This is a genomic window from Kribbella steppae, assembly GCF_004342025.1.
Lineage (GTDB): Bacteria > Actinomycetota > Actinomycetes > Propionibacteriales > Kribbellaceae > Kribbella > Kribbella steppae.
This window is the reverse complement of sequence record NZ_SLWN01000009.1, coordinates 33,696-48,887: the sequence shown is the minus strand read 5'-3', so window position 1 is coordinate 48,887 and position 15,192 is coordinate 33,696. Positions and strand designations below refer to the sequence as shown.

The window sequence follows — 15,192 nt, the reverse complement described above, 5'->3', positions numbered from 1 at the left end:
TGCGCTTGCCAACGGGGGCAGAAACCCGATGGAATGCACCATAGGAACATTCGGCACGGCCTGGTTCAGGTGACTCGGGGGAGTAGCTGCGCCTGGCGAAGTCGTGACGGCAAGTTGCCCTCGCCTGCCCGACACGCCGACCACGAGAAGTAGTGATGCTTTCACTAAGCGCGACACTCATGCCAGACTGTGCCGTCGGCAGGTGGCCGACCTGCTGGATGGAGCCCGTGGCGTGACGTTTGTCGACGATGTGCCTGCATCTGTAGCGACCGCGGACCATGTCCCGGTCGACGATCAGTCGTCCCGCACTGTGCCGTTGTGGCCGATTCCGGACGACCTGTTGCACACGTACCGAACCCTGCTCTCCAAGGCTTGGTCGCCGCGCACCATCCACCCCGACTTCGCGTTCACGCGTATCGATGGCAAGCCTGTGTCGCGGGGGCAGTGCGGAGTGACGTCGGCCTGGTTGCTGCACAAACTCCGTCAGTGGCAGCCCGAGATCGAAGCTACCTACTGCTACGGGGAAGTCGTCTCTCTCGACGAGACATTGGCCGACCATTGCTGGGTGGAGATCAAAGGGTCGTCATCACCAGAATGCTGGGTCGTCGACCTGACCTGTGATCAGTTCGACGTGTTCAAGGGCGAGGCCGTGCGCTGCGAAAGCCATGACAGCCTGAAGCGTCGATCGATCGAGTACAAGGCCATCAGTCAGTTGTCCTACGGAGACCTGAAGCGCGACCTGGTGTGGAAACGGTTCAAGAAGTTGAAGTACCGGATTCGACTCAGTTCGCCGCTGGCGACTGTTCGCCTGCGCTTCGCCACTGCGACCCGGTCGAGCTGAGGTGAACAGACCAGCGGCCGACCGGCTGTGCGCCGATCGGCCGCAATTGCGATGGTTCGGTGTCAGTGTCGATGCAAGACCATTGGTTGCGCCGCGAATCCTGGAAGACTGACCGTTGCAGCGGCCGGCTTGAGTTCGTCGTGAACCGTCTCGAAGAAGCTGACTGCCCCGAACCCGGCGAAGGCGATCACAGCAGTCGCGAGAGCGACGAGAATCTGCTTCAGATACTTGATGACGTTGTAGACGGCAAAGGCAATCAGAGCCAAAACAAGTGCATGGTTCCCGGCCATGGCGTCCCTCGATCCTGAATCACACATCCGATCGGTCGCGAGGTTCCAGCTGCTCGACGACATTGTGGGTGCTGGAACTTGATCTCAGGACGATTGAACCTCGGGGCTTTTGGTGAGTCAGCCGTGATTTTTGGCCGGCGACGATCCAAGCTTCTGGGGTCGAAGTCTCCGTTCAGCATCTCCCGAGGCCGACCCAGCTGCCTTTTGGCAGCCAAACGGAGGTGGGCGTCCTAGCTCATGTTGCGTTCTGATAACTCTCGCAACTCCCGCTCCACCCGTGGCACCTTCGGTGTGGTCGGAATCAGGCTCTCGCGGTCACGGTAGTCCTTCGCAAAGGCGCCCATCGCCGCACTCGCCCATCGGATAGCGGAGTCGCCACGTGCCGTGGACACTGCCGGAGCGGCGCCGCGGGTATAGCGCTCGCCGACCGCGCAGAACGCTAGAGCGGCGCAGAACACGTCCCGGGCGATGGAGGACTCCTTGAGATGGCCTGTTAAAGCTGCCGAGATCTGTCGCACGGCGGTCCCGGTGTAAATGGTGCTGTCTCGGCCCTCCAGTAGGCACAATGACTTGAGTCCGCGGCCGACCAGGTCTTTGCTGAATTTCTCCGGATCACGTCCCATCCCGGCAGAGTTTGCAAATTTCTGCAACTCCCACCAATGTGCGACGAGATAGTCGATCTGGCCGAGGTTATCGATCGGGAGGTAGCCGTCAGAGTACGGCTGTCCGGGGGTTACGATTGCTATCGGCGACTGTTTCCCAGGCTTCCCCACGAGTTGCAGTGTCTCATAGAGAACTGGCTTTGGGATCTCAAATGTCACCATCAGGACATCGCAACTGGACATCGCGTCGGCGTGCTTCGCAAGATGATTCAGGTCCAGTTGGACGTTGCTCCGCCAGACAGCAGCGTTGCTGTCGCCGCGAGGCTTCTCGTTGATGCAGGTCTGCGGAGTCGTCAGGTCGGGAATGCGCTGCATCCGCGATGTGTCGACCCCCTCCTGCTCCAAATGATCCAGGATTTCATAGCTGTCGTTGTCATTGGTGATCGCCGCGACCAAAGAGACGTCGAGTCCCATCCGGGCTGCGGCAACGGCTTGACTGACCCCTTTCCCGCCCGGTGCTCGTACGTAGCCCTCCGCGAGTGTCGACGTCTCGGCCTCGGGGATCTGCTCTACGTGCCAGATGTGATCGATCGCCACGCCGCCGATCACGACCACTCTGCCGACCGACGGTGAAGCACCCAGTGGTGGCCGGGATCTGGTGTCCCGAGAACGGTTCAGCAGGAGCCGGATCAAATCGTGGAAAACCCTGGTCTCGATTGTGCCCCGGAGCTTGCGCTCACTCGGCTTCTGATAGGCAGGGTCAGCACCTAACGCTCGATGAAGAGTTGCCCAATGGAGCAGCAACGCCCTTCGCCGCGTGGTCACCGCATCGTCCTGGAGTCGACGGATCATCTGTTGGGTGATCCCCTCCTGCGACTCGTAGACCGCAGCGTACATCCGTAGACCGAGCACGGTGTCCGCGACGAGCCTGTCAGTCATGTGCGGAAGCAATTGAACGCATTCCGTGATGACTTGAATGACGGCCGTGGGTGGGTCGCTCCGCGCGAGCGCGTGGCTTCGGACTGCCGGCAGACGAAGCAATGGCTCGGCTTCTGCTTGCATGTCGATCCGGGCAGGCGTAAGACCCGCGCCCTTCCGCAGGAAACGGAAGCTCATGGCCAGGTGTGAGAGGCTTGGTGACCCTGCCGAATGTGGATCGGACATCCGTTCCCCCGTTTTAAGTAGCTAGGCGGGAATTTCAGTATGTGCGAGGATCCATCGGCAGGTTGGATGTCCGCGCGTCGCCGGTGCCAGGAGTCGGCTCGGTTAAGGGCCTCTATGTGACGCCGCCGTTGACTATGAACGGCGAGCGGGCGATGAGGGAGTCGATGCGTTTGCGGTCGGGCATGGAGTTGGAGAGCGGGAAGTCGGCGGTGGCACAGGACATTGCGGCAGCGGCCCAGATCGCGACCGAGCCGGAGAATGTGCGGTCGTTCTCGATCAGCTTGGCCGCGAGGGCCGCGCAGAACGCGTCCCGGGCTGCCCACGACTCCTTGTAGATCGAGGGGATCGTCGGCACGCTGATGACGTCGTGCGCAGGGCCGGAGTAGACCGTGCAGCCGCCGTTGACCAGCATGCACAGCGTCTCGACGCCGAAGGAGAGCAGATTCCGTGCGACCGGGTCCGGGTCGAACGGAGCGAGCCCTTGCGGGGCGAAGCTCCCCAGTTCCCAGGGGTGCGCCACGAGGTAGTCGATCAGCTCGAAGGTGTCTCGCGAGATGCGCTCGTCCTCGTACGGCTGACCGGGCGTGACGATCGCCAGCGGCCGGCTGCTCGGATCACGGTGGGCCACGGCCAGCGTGTGCTGCATGGTCTCGCGCGGAACCTCGAACGTCATCAGCAAGGCGTCGCACCCGGTCAACTGCTCGCGCCGGTCGTCGATGTCTTCCCGCGCCAGAAACACCTCGGCCTGGTTTCGCCAGTTGACCGCGATGCTGTCACCGAGTTCTTTCTCGAACACCCCGGTGAACGGCGTACGGCCGCCGCGCACTCGCTTGATCAGCGACGTGTCGACGCCTTCACCCTGCAGGTACTGGACGATCTCCTCACCGAACCTGTCGTCGGCGACGGCGGCGATGATCGACGTCTGCAGACCGAGCCGCGCGGCCGCGACCGCCTGGTTCAAGCCCTTGCCGCCGGGGGACAGATCGAAGCTGTACGCCTCGCTCGACGTCTCCGGCGCGGGCAAGGTCCTGGTCCGGAAGGTCGCGTCCATCACCGCGCCGCCGACCACGATCACCCGGCCGGCCGATGGAACAGCGGAGGCCGGGGCCGCGTCCATCATCGTCACGGTCTTCGAGCCGACCGAGTAGATGTCGCGGCGGATGAGTTGGTTGGCGAGCTCGCGCAGTACGGCTGGCTCCGTCGTACCGCGGAGGGCTCGGTCGCTCGGGGCCTCGCCCGGCTGCTGTCCCAGTGCCTGGTGCAGACGGTGCCAGTGGTTGAGCAGAGTCTCCCGGCGTCGGCCGAGGGACGTGCTGTACAGCGACTGCGCGATCCGCTTGTCGATGCCGGCGTGCGGATACGCGTCACGGTGCAGGCCGAGGGCCAGAATCGCGTCCGCGACGATCTGTTGGGTGCCGTGCAGGTCGTCGCGAACGCAGTTGGCGACTAGGTCGAAGGCGGCGGAGGCGAGATCCAGCTCGTGCACGGTGGCGAACCGGCGGGTCGCGGCGAGGTCCATCAACGGTGCCGCGATCCCGCTCCGGTTGGCGTGCAGCCGGGCGATGGTCAGTCCGTCATGGGTCCGCAACTTCTCGAGCACGCTGGCAAGCAGCAGCACATCCGCGGTCTGCTTGTCGCTGCGGTTCGTCATCCGGCCCCCGGGTCGCGGTCTCCTCGACCCAAGTATGCGGATCACGGGGCCGCGGGGGAAACCGTCCGCGCGCGTCACCGCAACGCCGACAGCCATCGAGCGGCTTGTTTGGCTTGGGTTAGGCGGCGTTCGTAGGTTGCTCCTACGGCGAGGAGGATGGTGCCGGCGGCGCCGAGGGTGATCCAGCGAGGGATCAACGGTGCGACCTCGATGAACTGCCAGATGCCGATCTTCGCCAGGACGGCGGCGCCGATCACGAAAGGTGCCTGGAGCCCGAGCTGGGCACCGAGCACGATCACCACCAGCGCGGCGGCCACCACGCACGTCACCCGGATCCAGTTGTCGTTGCCATCGGCAATCAGTGCCGAGGGCACCAGACCGATCAGCAGGCCCGGGCCGAGGTAGACCCAGCTCGGCTGGTCGCGCCAGGCGAGGACGCCGATCGCGACCATCACGATCGCCGGCGGCACCGTGAACCACTCGATCGTCGTCCCGCCGGCCGCCAGGACGAACGCGGTGTTCGCGACGATCAGCAGCAGCCCGGCCACCAGCAACGCCACGCGGCGGGCCGGAATCATGCCGTACGCAACCAATGGCGCGGCGGCGATGGTGAGGACGACACCGGTGCCGGCGTCGGCGGACACCATCGCCGCGATGATCTCGGCCACCAGTACGGCGCTCGCCGACGAGCACATCAACACTCGTTCCAGCGGCCGGCCGACGTACCGGCAGGCGAGACCGATCCCGCACGCGCCGACCAGGGCGAGGCTGACTGCGCCGGCCCACAGGCTGATGAACTCGTCGATGGTGAACAGCACGATCGCGAACTGCGCGCTCAGGCTCGCGACCCCGGCGGCCGGGACCGCATCGACCGCCTTGCGCACCGCGGCGAAGACGGCCAGTACGGCGACGATGCCGGCGATGAAGCCGAGTTGCCGTACGTCGGCCCGCCACAGGCAGAACAGCAGGTTGACCAAGGCAACAGTGATGGTCGCCACGTGCAGGATCAACGAAACCATTCCGGTACGGCGGTTGCGCAGGATCACCGTGATCGCGAGCGCCGTGGCGAGGCCGGTGGTCAGCCAGCGACCCGGGCCGGGGAGCTGCGGAAGGCATGTGGCAATCACGAAGCCGGCCGCGGCCGCGCAGACGGCTTCGCCGAGTCCCGGTGTGATGGACGAGGGGAGTGGTCGCTTCCGCAGGATCATGATGCCGGTGATTGCGGCGACGCAGACGACCGCGGTGGTGGCGATCACGGTCATGAGTGCCGCGTGCGTGAACGATGTAGCGGTGAAGTCGCGGTAGTCGACGGAGTACCTGGTCAGCAGACCCGAGAAGGTCCGCAGCATGCCGGTGACGAGGATGCCGCAGAACACGACAGCCGAGGTGATGGCGCCGGTACGACGGACGATCGCCGTGCCCTTGGCGGACAGGACGAGGGTGACGACAACCTGCGCGAGCAGAGCGGCGAGCAGCCAAGGCAGGCTGACCCGGTCGATCAGGATCAGCGGCAGTGGCAGTTGGCCCGCGATGACCGTGGTGACGCCGTACGTGACCACCTTCGGCGCCAGCCGGGTCATCAGGAGGTTGATCAGGGCAACGGTCCCGAAGACGATCGCGCTGTAGGTGAGGTTGTCGACGGCATCCTTCGAGATGAGTCCCAGGGCTCGTGCGCCGTACAGGTCGACGGTGAGCAGACCGCAGCCGAGGATGGCGAGGGCTTCGGCCGATGCGGCGAGGGAGCTATGGCTCGCGGGGATCGAGCCGGCGAAGGCCAGGGCGGCGAGCAGGCCGATGATGCCGGCCTGTGCGGTGACCGGGAGGCTGTCCCAGTTGACCGCGAGGAAGGTGACGCCGGCTGCGAGGAGAAGGAGTACGCCGAGGCTGAGCAGCGTCGCCTGCGGACTCAGGCGACGGCGCGGCGGTGCCGCGCGCCGTACCGGCTGAGGTGGCGGCGGGAGAGGCTGGAAGCTCGCAGCTGGCCGGCGGACCGGCTGCGGCCGAGGTGCCGGTGTAGGAGCAGGTCCAGGCGGTGCGGAGATGCCGCGTGGGGGAGCCGGCGGATAGACCGGTGCCGGTGGATAGACGGGGGCTGGTGGTGGGAAAGGAGGTGCCTGCGGCAACGGGGGTGGCGGCGCAGGTTGTGGGCCTGCTTGCACTGAGAGGTGTAGCAGTGTGTGACAAGCCGGGCACTGGAAGGGGGCGGTGACATGCGCGTTCATGGCATTCCTCCTGAGTCTCACCTCACTATCCCGAGCAGGAACGCGTGGCCGCGTGAGTACGTCTACTCAATTCGTGACGTAGGCTGCTGCGGGTCTGCCGGTCGTCCAGACCGGCGTGACGAACACGGGGAGCAACATGAACACTGGGCATGTCGAGCTCGCGAGGGCTCAGCAGGAACGTTGGCAGACGGCGTACAAGCACCATCCGCACCTGCACGGGACCGAGCCGTCCGCGGCGGCGCGATGGGCGGCCGAGGCATTCGGTGCCGCAGGCATCGATGATGTTCTCGAGGTCGGCGCCGGACAGGGTCGTGACGCGTTCTTCCTGGCACAGCAGGGTTTCAGCGTGCACGCCACCGACTTCAGTGAGTCCGCGCTCGACCAGCTGCGGCTGGAAGCGCAGCGTGAAGGACTCGATGACCGGGTCACCGCGGCGCTGCACGATGTCCGCGATCCGCTGCCACCGGCCGACGCGACCGTCAACGCGGTGTTCGCGAACATCCTGCTCAACATGGCCTTCTCCCGCGCCGAACTGCGGTCACTCGTCGGCGAGATCCACCGCGTCCTGCGGCCCGGCGGAATCTTCGTGTACGCCGTGTGGTCGGCCGACGATCCGTGTTCCGGACACTGGCAGGAACTGGCGGACGGGTTGTCGGTGCACGACGGTTTCGCCGGCCGGTTCTTCGACGAGGCGCTGATCCACGAACTGGCCGACCGCTGGCGGGTCGACGACACGACGCCGTACCAGGAAGGGTCGCGCCGGCTGTGGCGGGTCGCGCTCGCGAAACCCAGCCCTGCAAGCTGATTCCGTACTCTCCACCGGGAAGCTGAAGCCGGCTCTAGAAGTACCCGATTCCGAAAAGGTGAAGTTCACTCTAGCTACGGCGCGGCAGATTGCGGTGTGGTCACCAAAGCGAAAAGTTGCATTGACGAACCCGACCGGTTCCGACAGGCTCAGTCCGCGTCTCACCTTCGACCATCGGAGAAACAGCAATGCAGTGGTACATCGACGTCCTCAAGAAATACGCCGTGTTCGACGGGCGGGCCCGGCGCAAAGAGTACTGGATGTTCGTACTCTTCAACGTGATCATCTCGATCATCCTGGGCATCCTGGACCGGATCATCGGCACGGACTTCGGCGGCGGCAGCAGCAGTGGCTGGCTGTCCACGATCTACAGCCTCGCGGTGCTGCTGCCGTCCATCGGTGTCGCGATCCGGCGGATGCACGACACCAACCGCAGCGGCTGGTGGATCCTGATCAACCTGATCCCGTGTGTCGGTTTCATCTGGTTCATCGTGCTCGCTGCCCAGGAGGGCACGGCCGGTGACAACCAGTACGGTCCCGACCCGAAGGCCGCGGAGCGCTTCGGCCAGCCGGGTGCGGGTCCTGCCGAGCCGGGCTACCCGACGGTCTGATCCAGGCCAACGCCCCGCGGACCTGGCGAGAACAACGCCGGTTCGCGGGGCGTTTCGCTGCCCTGTGGATAAAGGTCAGCTGGCCTGGCTGACACTCGACATGTTGAAGTCCGGGACGAGCAGCGGCGGCGTCGCGGTCCGGGAGAAGTCGTCACCCCACTCGCGCGAGAACGACGGCACCGTCGCGCCGGCCGCGGTGAATCGGGCCAGCAGGTCGACCGGACTCTCGTTGAACCGGAAGTTGTTGACGGCACCGGTCACCTCGCCGTTCTCGACCAGGTACACACCGTCCCGGGTGAGTCCGGTGAGCAGCAGCGTCTGCGGGTCGACCATCCGGATGTACCACAGGCAGGTCAGCAGCAGCCCGTTGTCGAGCCCCGCGACGAGGTCGTCGGTCGTGCCGGTCGCGCCGTCGACCGACAGGATGTAGTTGTCGATGTCCGGCGTGGCGGTCGAGGCGCCGGTCAGGTCGGCGGTGTGCCGGCTCGTCATCAGCGACTCGAGCTTGCCGCCACGGATCCAGTCCGTCGCGGTCAGCGTGAGGCCGTTGTCGAAGACGCTCGACGAACCGCCGGACGACCGCGCCACCGCGAACGGGAACGTCTCCAGCCCGGGCAGTTGCGGATCCGATCGCAGGGTGACCGGCTGCGACGTCAGCACCTCGCCGACGCGCGTTCCACCTGGCGGTTTGGCGAAGACGCTGCGCCCCTCGAACGCTTCCCGCCCGTCAAGGCACCAGAAGAGGTACGTCGTGAGGTCCGCAACCGCGGCTGGTGGCAATACCGTGGCGTGCCGGCCGGCCTCGACGGAGACGGTCCGGCTCGCCCAGCCGAGCCGACGGGTCAGTTCGGCGTCTATCGCGTGCGCGTCGATGTCGGAGAAGTCGCGGGTGGCGGCGCCGACCCATGCGGACTGGCTCAGGTCGCCCGACTTGCCGGTCGCGGTGACGAACCCGCGGGGGAGTGCCTGTCGCAACCGCAGTCCGGTGGACGAACCGACGTACAGGGTGATGACCTGGTGGTCGGCGAAGCCGTAGAGCCAGCGGTTCTCGTTGCCGGCCCGCTTGAGCGTCTCGCCCAGTGCCGGTGCGAACTTCTCGTAGACGCTGACCGACGTCTCCTCGGGCTCCTCGTCCCAGTCGGTGCCAACAGCGCCGCCGACTAGCGGGCGGGCGTCCTCGGCCGGGCTCGACGCCCGTGCGGTCGCCACCGCGGCCGACACGATCTCGCGCAACGACGCGTCGGTCACCGAGGACCGGCCGACCACGCCGGCCGCCGTACCCTCGCCGGCTCCGACCGTCGCGATCACGGTCACGCTGGAGCCGCGCATCGCGCCGTTGGTGGTGAGGGTGTTGTTGGCCCAGCGCAGGTTGGTGCTGGAGCTCTCGGCGACGATGACGACGCAGCCGTCGGCGCCCTCGGCCGCGGCCAGGGCGAGACCCCGCTCGATGGTGTCCTGCGGGGTGAGCTGAATGGCGGTCGTCACCGGCCGGCCTCCTGCGTGGTGTTGAGAATGCGGACGCTGCGGAACAGGGCGGACGGACAGCCGTGGCTGACGGCCCCGGACTGCGCGGGCTGGGCCTTGCCGCAGTTGAGCGCGCCGCCGAGGACGTACGTCTGCGGACCGCCGACGGCCTCCATCGAGCCCCAGAAGTCGGTGGTGGTCGCCTGGTAGGCGACATCGCGGAGCTGACCGTCCAGCTTGCCGTCGGTGATCTTGTAGAACCGCTGGCCGGTGAACTGGAAGTTGTACCGCTGCATGTCGATCGACCAGGACTTGTCGCCGACGATGTAGATGCCGTCCTCCACCCGGGAGATCAGCTCCGCGGTGGACGGACCGTCGGCGGCCGGCTGCAGCGACACGTTCGCCATCCGCTGGATCGGGATGTGACCGGACGAGTCGGCGTACGCACAGCCGTTGGAGCGCGGCGTACCCAGGAGCTCCTCGTTGACCTTCGCCATCCGGCGGTCGACCTGGTAGCCGACCAGGACGCCGTCCTTGACCAGGTCCCACTGCTGGCCGGCCACACCCTCGTCGTCGTACCCGACGGTGGACAGGCCGTGCTCGGCGGTGCGGTCGCCGGTCACGTGCATGATCGGCGAGCCGTACTTCAGCGTGCCGAGCTTGTCGGTGGTGGCGAAGCTGGTGCCGGCGTAGTTCGCCTCGTAGCCGAGGGCGCGGTCGAGCTCGGTGGCGTGGCCGATCGACTCGTGGATGGTGAGCCACAGGTTGGTCGGGTCGATGACGACGTCATACGTGCCGGCGTCGACGGTCGGCGCGGCCATCTTCTCGGCCAGCCAGCCGGGGATCTGGGCCAGTTCCTCGTCCCAGTTCCAGCCGGTGCCGGTCAGGTACTCCCAGCCGCGCCCGGCCGGCGGCGCGCAGGAGCTCATCGAGTCGAACCGCCCGGTCTCGGCGTCGACCGCGAACGCGGTGATCTTCGGCCCGATCCGGACCCGCTGCTGCGTGTACGACGTACCCGCGGAGTTCGCGTAGTACTTGCACTCGTGGACCGAGGCGACGTGGACACTGACGTGCGCGACGCCTTCGGCCTGCAGCAGCCGGTCGCTGTAGTCGGTCAGCAGCGCGACCTTCTCGGCCCGCGGCAGGGCGAACGGGTCGATCTCGTACGACGAGGTCCAGCTGACGTCGGTGTAGACGGGCTCGTCGGCGAGCTCGATGGTCTCGGCGTTGATCGGCCGGGACACCTGGGCCATGTTCACCGCCTGCTCGACGACCTGGACGGCCTCGTCCTTGGTCAGCGCGACCCCGGCGGCGAAGCCCCACGTGCCGTCGTGGATGACCCGGACCGCGAGGCCGAGGTCCTCGTCGTCCTTGGCGTTCTCCAGCTGGCTGTCGCGCAGCGCGATGGACTCCGACCGGATCCGCTCGAGCCGGAACTCGGTGAAGGTGGCACCGAGGTCCTTGGCCCGCTGCAGGGCGGCTTCGGCAAGCTCATGACGGGGAAGGGCGAGGAAACTCGCGTCGACTTCTGGCACGAAATCGACCCTATGTCACGGAACCATCGGATCACCCGCGGTGTAGTGACAATGTCAGCAACGCGTCAGTGCGGACAGGAGGAGCGATCAGCCAGGCGGACGAGGCGGCGATCGTGGCTCGGGTGCGTGGTGGGGAATCTGCCGCGTACGGCGAGCTGGTGGTGCTGCACGCCCAGGTGGCGAAGCGTACGGCGGTCTTCCTCGGCGCCGGTGCGGACGCCGATGACGTGGTGCAGGAGTCGTTCGTGAAGGCGTACCGGGCCCTCGGGAGCTTCCGGACCGGAGCGGCCTTCCGGCCTTGGTTGCTGCGGATCGTGGCCAACGAGACGCGGAACGTTCTGCGGTCGCGCAGTCGCCGGTCCCACCGTGAGGAGTTGGCTGCTCCGCTCGACGTCGTACTGGACCCTGCGGAGCACGCTGTGTCGCTGGAGCGGCGGCGGGAGCTGCTGGAGGCTGTGCGCTCGTTGCCGGAGACCTTCCGGCTGGTGGTGACCTGCCGCTACCTGTTGGACCTGGACGAGCAGGAGACAGCTGTGGTGCTCGGCTGGCCGCGTGGGACGGTCAAGTCCCGCCTGCACCGTGCACTGGGACGCCTACGGGATTCGCTACCTGACAAGGAGGTGCAGCGATGAGCTTGGACGACGAGCTACGGGCTCTCGGGCGTTCTGCCGTCGTACCTCCTGTCGACGAGGGCCTGACGGCTGCAGTGCTGACCCGGGTAGCTGACCTGCCCGTACGGCGCTCGCTACGGGACCGCTGGCGGACGTTCCTGGCCCTGTTCCTGGTCCTGGTCGCGGGTGCAGTGGCGACACCACCTGTCCGCGCCACGGTGGCGGAGTGGCTCAACATCGGGGGAGTGCGCGCCCAACCTGTCGGGACTGGTCCGACCACTGCGCCCGCACCACCCGCTGTGACCGGTCAGCTGTCGTTGGAGGAGGCGGAGCGGGTCGCTGGGTTCAAGCCGGCTCTGCCCAGTGAGCTCGGTGCGCCGAAGGGTGTTGAGGCGTCACCGGCGTTCGTGGCGATCGGGTGGGACGGCGTACGCCTGGAGCAGTTCCGGGCCGAGGTGTCGCCGCTGTACTTCAAGAAGTACTACCGGACCCTGGAGCACGTACCGGAGATCAACGGCTACTGGTTCGACACACCGCATGAGCTCGTGCTGGTCGACACCGCCGGAGTCGAGCGCCGAGTACGCGTAGCAGGCCCCACGTTGGTCTGGGTGCGTGCCGGAGTCACCTTCCGTCTCGAAGGCGTCGCCGACAAGGCGCGGGCGGTGCAACTCGCGCAGGGAACCTCGTAGCCGTCGGCGGTGTACCTGGGGTGAGTCCTCGTTCTCAGGGAGAGCTGCCATGGTCCGCCGTACTCTTGCTCTGTTCGTCGCCCTGCTCGCCGTCGCCGCCCTCGGCGCCACCCCCGCCCACGCCGGCGGTCCGACCAGTGTGCTCCTCAGCAGCCCGCCGAAGGTGATTGCCGTCGGCTACGAGGATCAGCAGTACGCCGCCCTCCAACGGCTGACGCAGATCAATGGATCGCGCAACGTGCCCCGTGACGGGAGCCATGATTCCGGCCGGTTCGTCCGTGCCACCTGGATGATCCACGACATGTCGGTGTGGCGCATCGACATCATCTATCCGGACGCGCCCGGTGGGGCCTGGATCGCCACCAGAGCATCGATGGACGGCTCATCGCTGCCGGAGAATCCCACCTGGCACCACGCCACCGACTCAGCCACCCTGGTCAAGCTCCTCGGCTCCCTGGGGCTGCTGAACACCGAACGCAACGGTGTGCCGTCGTGGGGCGGGCCGACCTTCTTCGGTCAGCAAGCCGAAGACCCGTCGGCGCAGGCGGCCGAACCGCCCGCGGAGTCCGCTGCGACTCAGACTGCCTCGACCAGTGCGTTCACCGGCTGGCGCTGGACGATCCCGGGCTTCCTGCTCGGTGCGGTGATCGCAGTGATCGCCGTCCGCCTGCTACCCAAGCGCCGCGACTGGCAGCTGATCGACGCCGAGTGAGGTGTCAGACCGGCTGAGCGGCCAGCTCGAACCCGGCGAACAGTCGCCCGCCGTACTGGTCGAGGATGCTTTGCACCTCCTCGACCAGTACATCGGTGTCTCGTAAGCCGGCAATCAGCACCCGAGCGTGGTCGGTCCCGTGCTGCTCGTCGTACGCGTTGAGCTCCCGCAGCAGGCCCTTGCCCGTGCCGGACCAGTGCCGCGAGCCGGTGAGCAGCAGTCTGGCGGCGTCCTGCCAGAGCACTGACGCGACGGCTGTGCGTACGTCGTCGGTCGACGCGTCAGCGAGGTCGTCCAGCAGGTTGGTGATCATGTAGCGCAGCAGGTCCAGCTCCGCGGTCGTCAACGCCCGAGGGCCGGCCGCGACCACCGCAAGGCACTCCTGCTGCAGCCGCGCTCCGGATCCGTCGGTGTCGACCAGCACGATCGACTCGCCGACGAGGCGCATCATGGTCGGCTGCCAGCGCTGCTGGTCCTTGGCGCAGAAGTGCGCCACCGAGTCCTCGGTGTGCACGAACAGCTCGACCGGCCAACCGCCGTACTCGAGCGACCGTCGCATCGGCGCCGGTGGGCCACTGAGCAGCACAGTGATGTCCAGATCAGACGTCGCGGAGGCATCACCCCGTACGACGCTCCCACCCAGCCACGCCGCCCGCGCGTCCGGGTACTGCTCTGTCACCAGCTGTCGTGCGACCTCTACCGCGTCGTTCACCATCACCCCAGTGTCCGGCCAACGACCGTTGGGCTGCCAGCGGGTTTCAGGCCTGGACAGGCGAAGCGATGACCACTGTGACGTCAGCCGAGCTGTCTTTCGTGTGGTAGCTGTGCGGTGCGTCGCCGGCGAACGCCAGCAGGTCTCCCTGACCGAGTTGGCGGAGGTCACCGGACGGACCGGCCGTCAGCTGGCCGTCCGTCGCTCGGCGACCGGCCTGGGTGCGGCTCTGCTCGACTGGGCCGTCGCCACCAGTCGTGCCCTCGGGTGTGGGTATCTCCGCCTCGACTGCGTCAGTTCCAACAGTCGGCTCAGGTCCTACTACGAGTCGCGAGGGTTCCAGCACCAAGGCGACGTACCGGTCGGCGGCGCTCCCGGTCAGCGCGACAGCGACGGCCCGACCTGGGTGAGCCGCTATCGGTTGCCGCTCTGAAGCCAAAGCAGGAGATTGCGGTAGGCGGGGGCGGGCTGGATGTGGCCGCCGGCGTACGGCACGAGTTCGGCGTGCGGGAGCTCGGCTGCGAGGAGGTCGGCGTACCTCTGGGCGCGGTCGTCGCCGGAACCGAACCAGACGCTGGTCGGGACACGTACGTCGGCGAGGCGGAATCCCCAGTCGGTCGCGAAGGCGATGTTGTCGTCCACCCAACCGTCGTGGCTCGTGACGAAGGTCGCGGTGAGCCGGGCCATCGCGTCCGCGTCGTCACGGGCAGGTGGTGCCGGCGGCGCAGGGGAGTGTGGGTCGGGCGGAATCTCCGGTCCGCCGGCTTCGACCGCCGACATGATCCTTCGGGTGGCCTCCTCGAACAGGGGCCGGATGTGTTCCTCGCCGCGAGCGGCCAACCAGGACGTGCGGTTTCGCCGTGGGTCCGCCTCGTCCTCGCCCGGCTCGGGTCCGTCCACGAGCGGCGGCGTGATGCCCCCACTGACCGCGCAGCGCGTGACGCGAGCGGGGAGAAGGGCCGCACAGGCCAGAGCGTGTGGGCCGCCGCCCGATCCGCCGGTGAGTGCGAAGCGGTCCCAGTTGTGGGCGTCGGCCAGTGCTTGCACATCAGTGGCCACATCGGCCACCGTGCGACCCGGCTGTCTGGTCGAGCCGCCGTAACCGGGGCGGTCGGGGATGAGCAGGCACAGGCCGGATTCCTCGATGGTCCGCACGGCGTCCGGCCGCTTCCAGCGGGTGCTCGGGGAACCGCCAAGGGACACCACCGGCGGGCCCGCCGGATCGCCGTACAGGCAGTAGCGCAGCACTCGGTCATCGATCCGCAGTTCGTGGTCCACGAGCG

Annotated in this window: 15 protein-coding genes; 7 read left to right on the top strand and 8 right to left on the bottom strand. The window is 67.0% G+C overall.

What is annotated here, in order from left to right; translation table 11 throughout:
- Positions 1-202: 202 nt before the first annotated feature.
- Positions 203-841: a hypothetical protein gene (locus EV652_RS25900; protein WP_132211841.1), complete on the top strand. Its 639-nt coding sequence runs from the start codon at positions 203-205 to the stop codon at positions 839-841.
- Positions 842-903: 62 nt separating this feature from the next.
- Here EV652_RS25900 and EV652_RS25895 read toward each other — a convergent pair whose 3' ends face one another.
- The 4 genes from EV652_RS25895 to EV652_RS25880 form a co-directional block, all read right to left on the bottom strand.
- Positions 904-1,131, bottom strand: a complete 228-nt coding sequence (locus tag EV652_RS25895) for a hypothetical protein (protein WP_132211840.1) — start codon at positions 1,129-1,131, stop codon at positions 904-906.
- A 230-nt stretch (positions 1,132-1,361) separates the two neighbouring features.
- Positions 1,362-2,849 (bottom strand): PfkB family carbohydrate kinase, encoded by a 1,488-nt coding sequence (locus EV652_RS25890; RefSeq protein ID WP_158441247.1) that lies wholly within the window; start codon positions 2,847-2,849, stop codon positions 1,362-1,364.
- 160 nt (positions 2,850-3,009) lie between these two features.
- A complete protein-coding gene (locus EV652_RS25885) occupies positions 3,010-4,548 on the bottom strand; it encodes a PfkB family carbohydrate kinase (protein WP_158441246.1) in 1,539 nt (512 codons plus the stop codon).
- Between the two features lie 74 nt (positions 4,549-4,622).
- The gene (locus EV652_RS25880) at positions 4,623-6,770 is read right to left on the bottom strand and encodes an SCO7613 C-terminal domain-containing membrane protein (RefSeq protein ID WP_255512629.1); all 2,148 of its coding nucleotides are present in this window, start codon (positions 6,768-6,770) and stop codon (positions 4,623-4,625) included.
- Between the two features lie 136 nt (positions 6,771-6,906).
- Between EV652_RS25880 and EV652_RS25875 the strand changes: the two genes are divergently transcribed.
- Both EV652_RS25875 and EV652_RS25870 read left to right on the top strand, forming a co-directional pair.
- Positions 6,907-7,575 (top strand): class I SAM-dependent methyltransferase, encoded by a 669-nt coding sequence (locus tag EV652_RS25875; RefSeq protein WP_132211837.1) that lies wholly within the window; start codon positions 6,907-6,909, stop codon positions 7,573-7,575.
- Between the two features lie 188 nt (positions 7,576-7,763).
- Positions 7,764-8,186 carry a DUF805 domain-containing protein gene (locus EV652_RS25870; protein ID WP_132211836.1) on the top strand — a complete coding sequence of 141 codons (423 nt, stop codon included), beginning with the start codon at positions 7,764-7,766 and terminating at the stop codon, positions 8,184-8,186.
- Between the two features lie 75 nt (positions 8,187-8,261).
- Here the strand turns inward: EV652_RS25870 and EV652_RS25865 are convergent, their stop codons facing one another.
- On the bottom strand, positions 8,262-9,671 hold the full coding sequence (locus tag EV652_RS25865; protein WP_132211835.1) for a metallopeptidase TldD-related protein: 1,410 nt from the start codon (positions 9,669-9,671) through the stop codon (positions 8,262-8,264).
- Entirely contained in the window at positions 9,668-11,185 is a 1,518-nt protein-coding gene (locus EV652_RS25860; protein WP_132211834.1) for a TldD/PmbA family protein, read from the bottom strand. The genes EV652_RS25865 and EV652_RS25860 overlap by 4 nt, the downstream gene beginning before the upstream one ends.
- Before the next feature lie 68 nt (positions 11,186-11,253).
- Between EV652_RS25860 and EV652_RS25855 the strand changes: the two genes are divergently transcribed.
- Genes EV652_RS25855 through EV652_RS25845 form a run of 3 tightly spaced genes read left to right on the top strand, consistent with a single transcriptional unit; the run spans position 11,254 to position 13,197 of the window.
- Positions 11,254-11,817: an RNA polymerase sigma factor gene (locus tag EV652_RS25855; RefSeq protein ID WP_242002005.1), complete on the top strand. Its 564-nt coding sequence runs from the start codon at positions 11,254-11,256 to the stop codon at positions 11,815-11,817.
- Positions 11,814-12,485 (top strand): hypothetical protein, encoded by a 672-nt coding sequence (locus EV652_RS25850; RefSeq protein ID WP_132211833.1) that lies wholly within the window; start codon positions 11,814-11,816, stop codon positions 12,483-12,485. The genes EV652_RS25855 and EV652_RS25850 overlap by 4 nt, the downstream gene beginning before the upstream one ends.
- Before the next feature lie 49 nt (positions 12,486-12,534).
- Complete coding sequence (locus EV652_RS25845; RefSeq protein ID WP_132211832.1) at positions 12,535-13,197, top strand: hypothetical protein; 663 nt, start codon at positions 12,535-12,537, stop codon at positions 13,195-13,197.
- A 4-nt stretch (positions 13,198-13,201) separates the two neighbouring features.
- Here the strand turns inward: EV652_RS25845 and EV652_RS25840 are convergent, their stop codons facing one another.
- On the bottom strand, positions 13,202-13,912 hold the full coding sequence (locus tag EV652_RS25840) for a nucleotidyltransferase domain-containing protein (protein WP_132211831.1): 711 nt from the start codon (positions 13,910-13,912) through the stop codon (positions 13,202-13,204).
- A gap of 100 nt (positions 13,913-14,012) precedes the next feature.
- Between EV652_RS25840 and EV652_RS25835 the strand changes: the two genes are divergently transcribed.
- Positions 14,013-14,342 carry a GNAT family N-acetyltransferase gene (locus EV652_RS25835; RefSeq protein WP_132211830.1) on the top strand — a complete coding sequence of 110 codons (330 nt, stop codon included), beginning with the start codon at positions 14,013-14,015 and terminating at the stop codon, positions 14,340-14,342.
- On the opposite strand, the gene EV652_RS25830 is transcribed toward EV652_RS25835, so the two are convergent.
- Complete coding sequence (locus EV652_RS25830) at positions 14,324-15,187, bottom strand: alpha/beta hydrolase (protein WP_132211829.1); 864 nt, start codon at positions 15,185-15,187, stop codon at positions 14,324-14,326. The genes EV652_RS25835 and EV652_RS25830 overlap by 19 nt on opposite strands.
- Positions 15,188-15,192 lie beyond the last annotated feature (5 nt).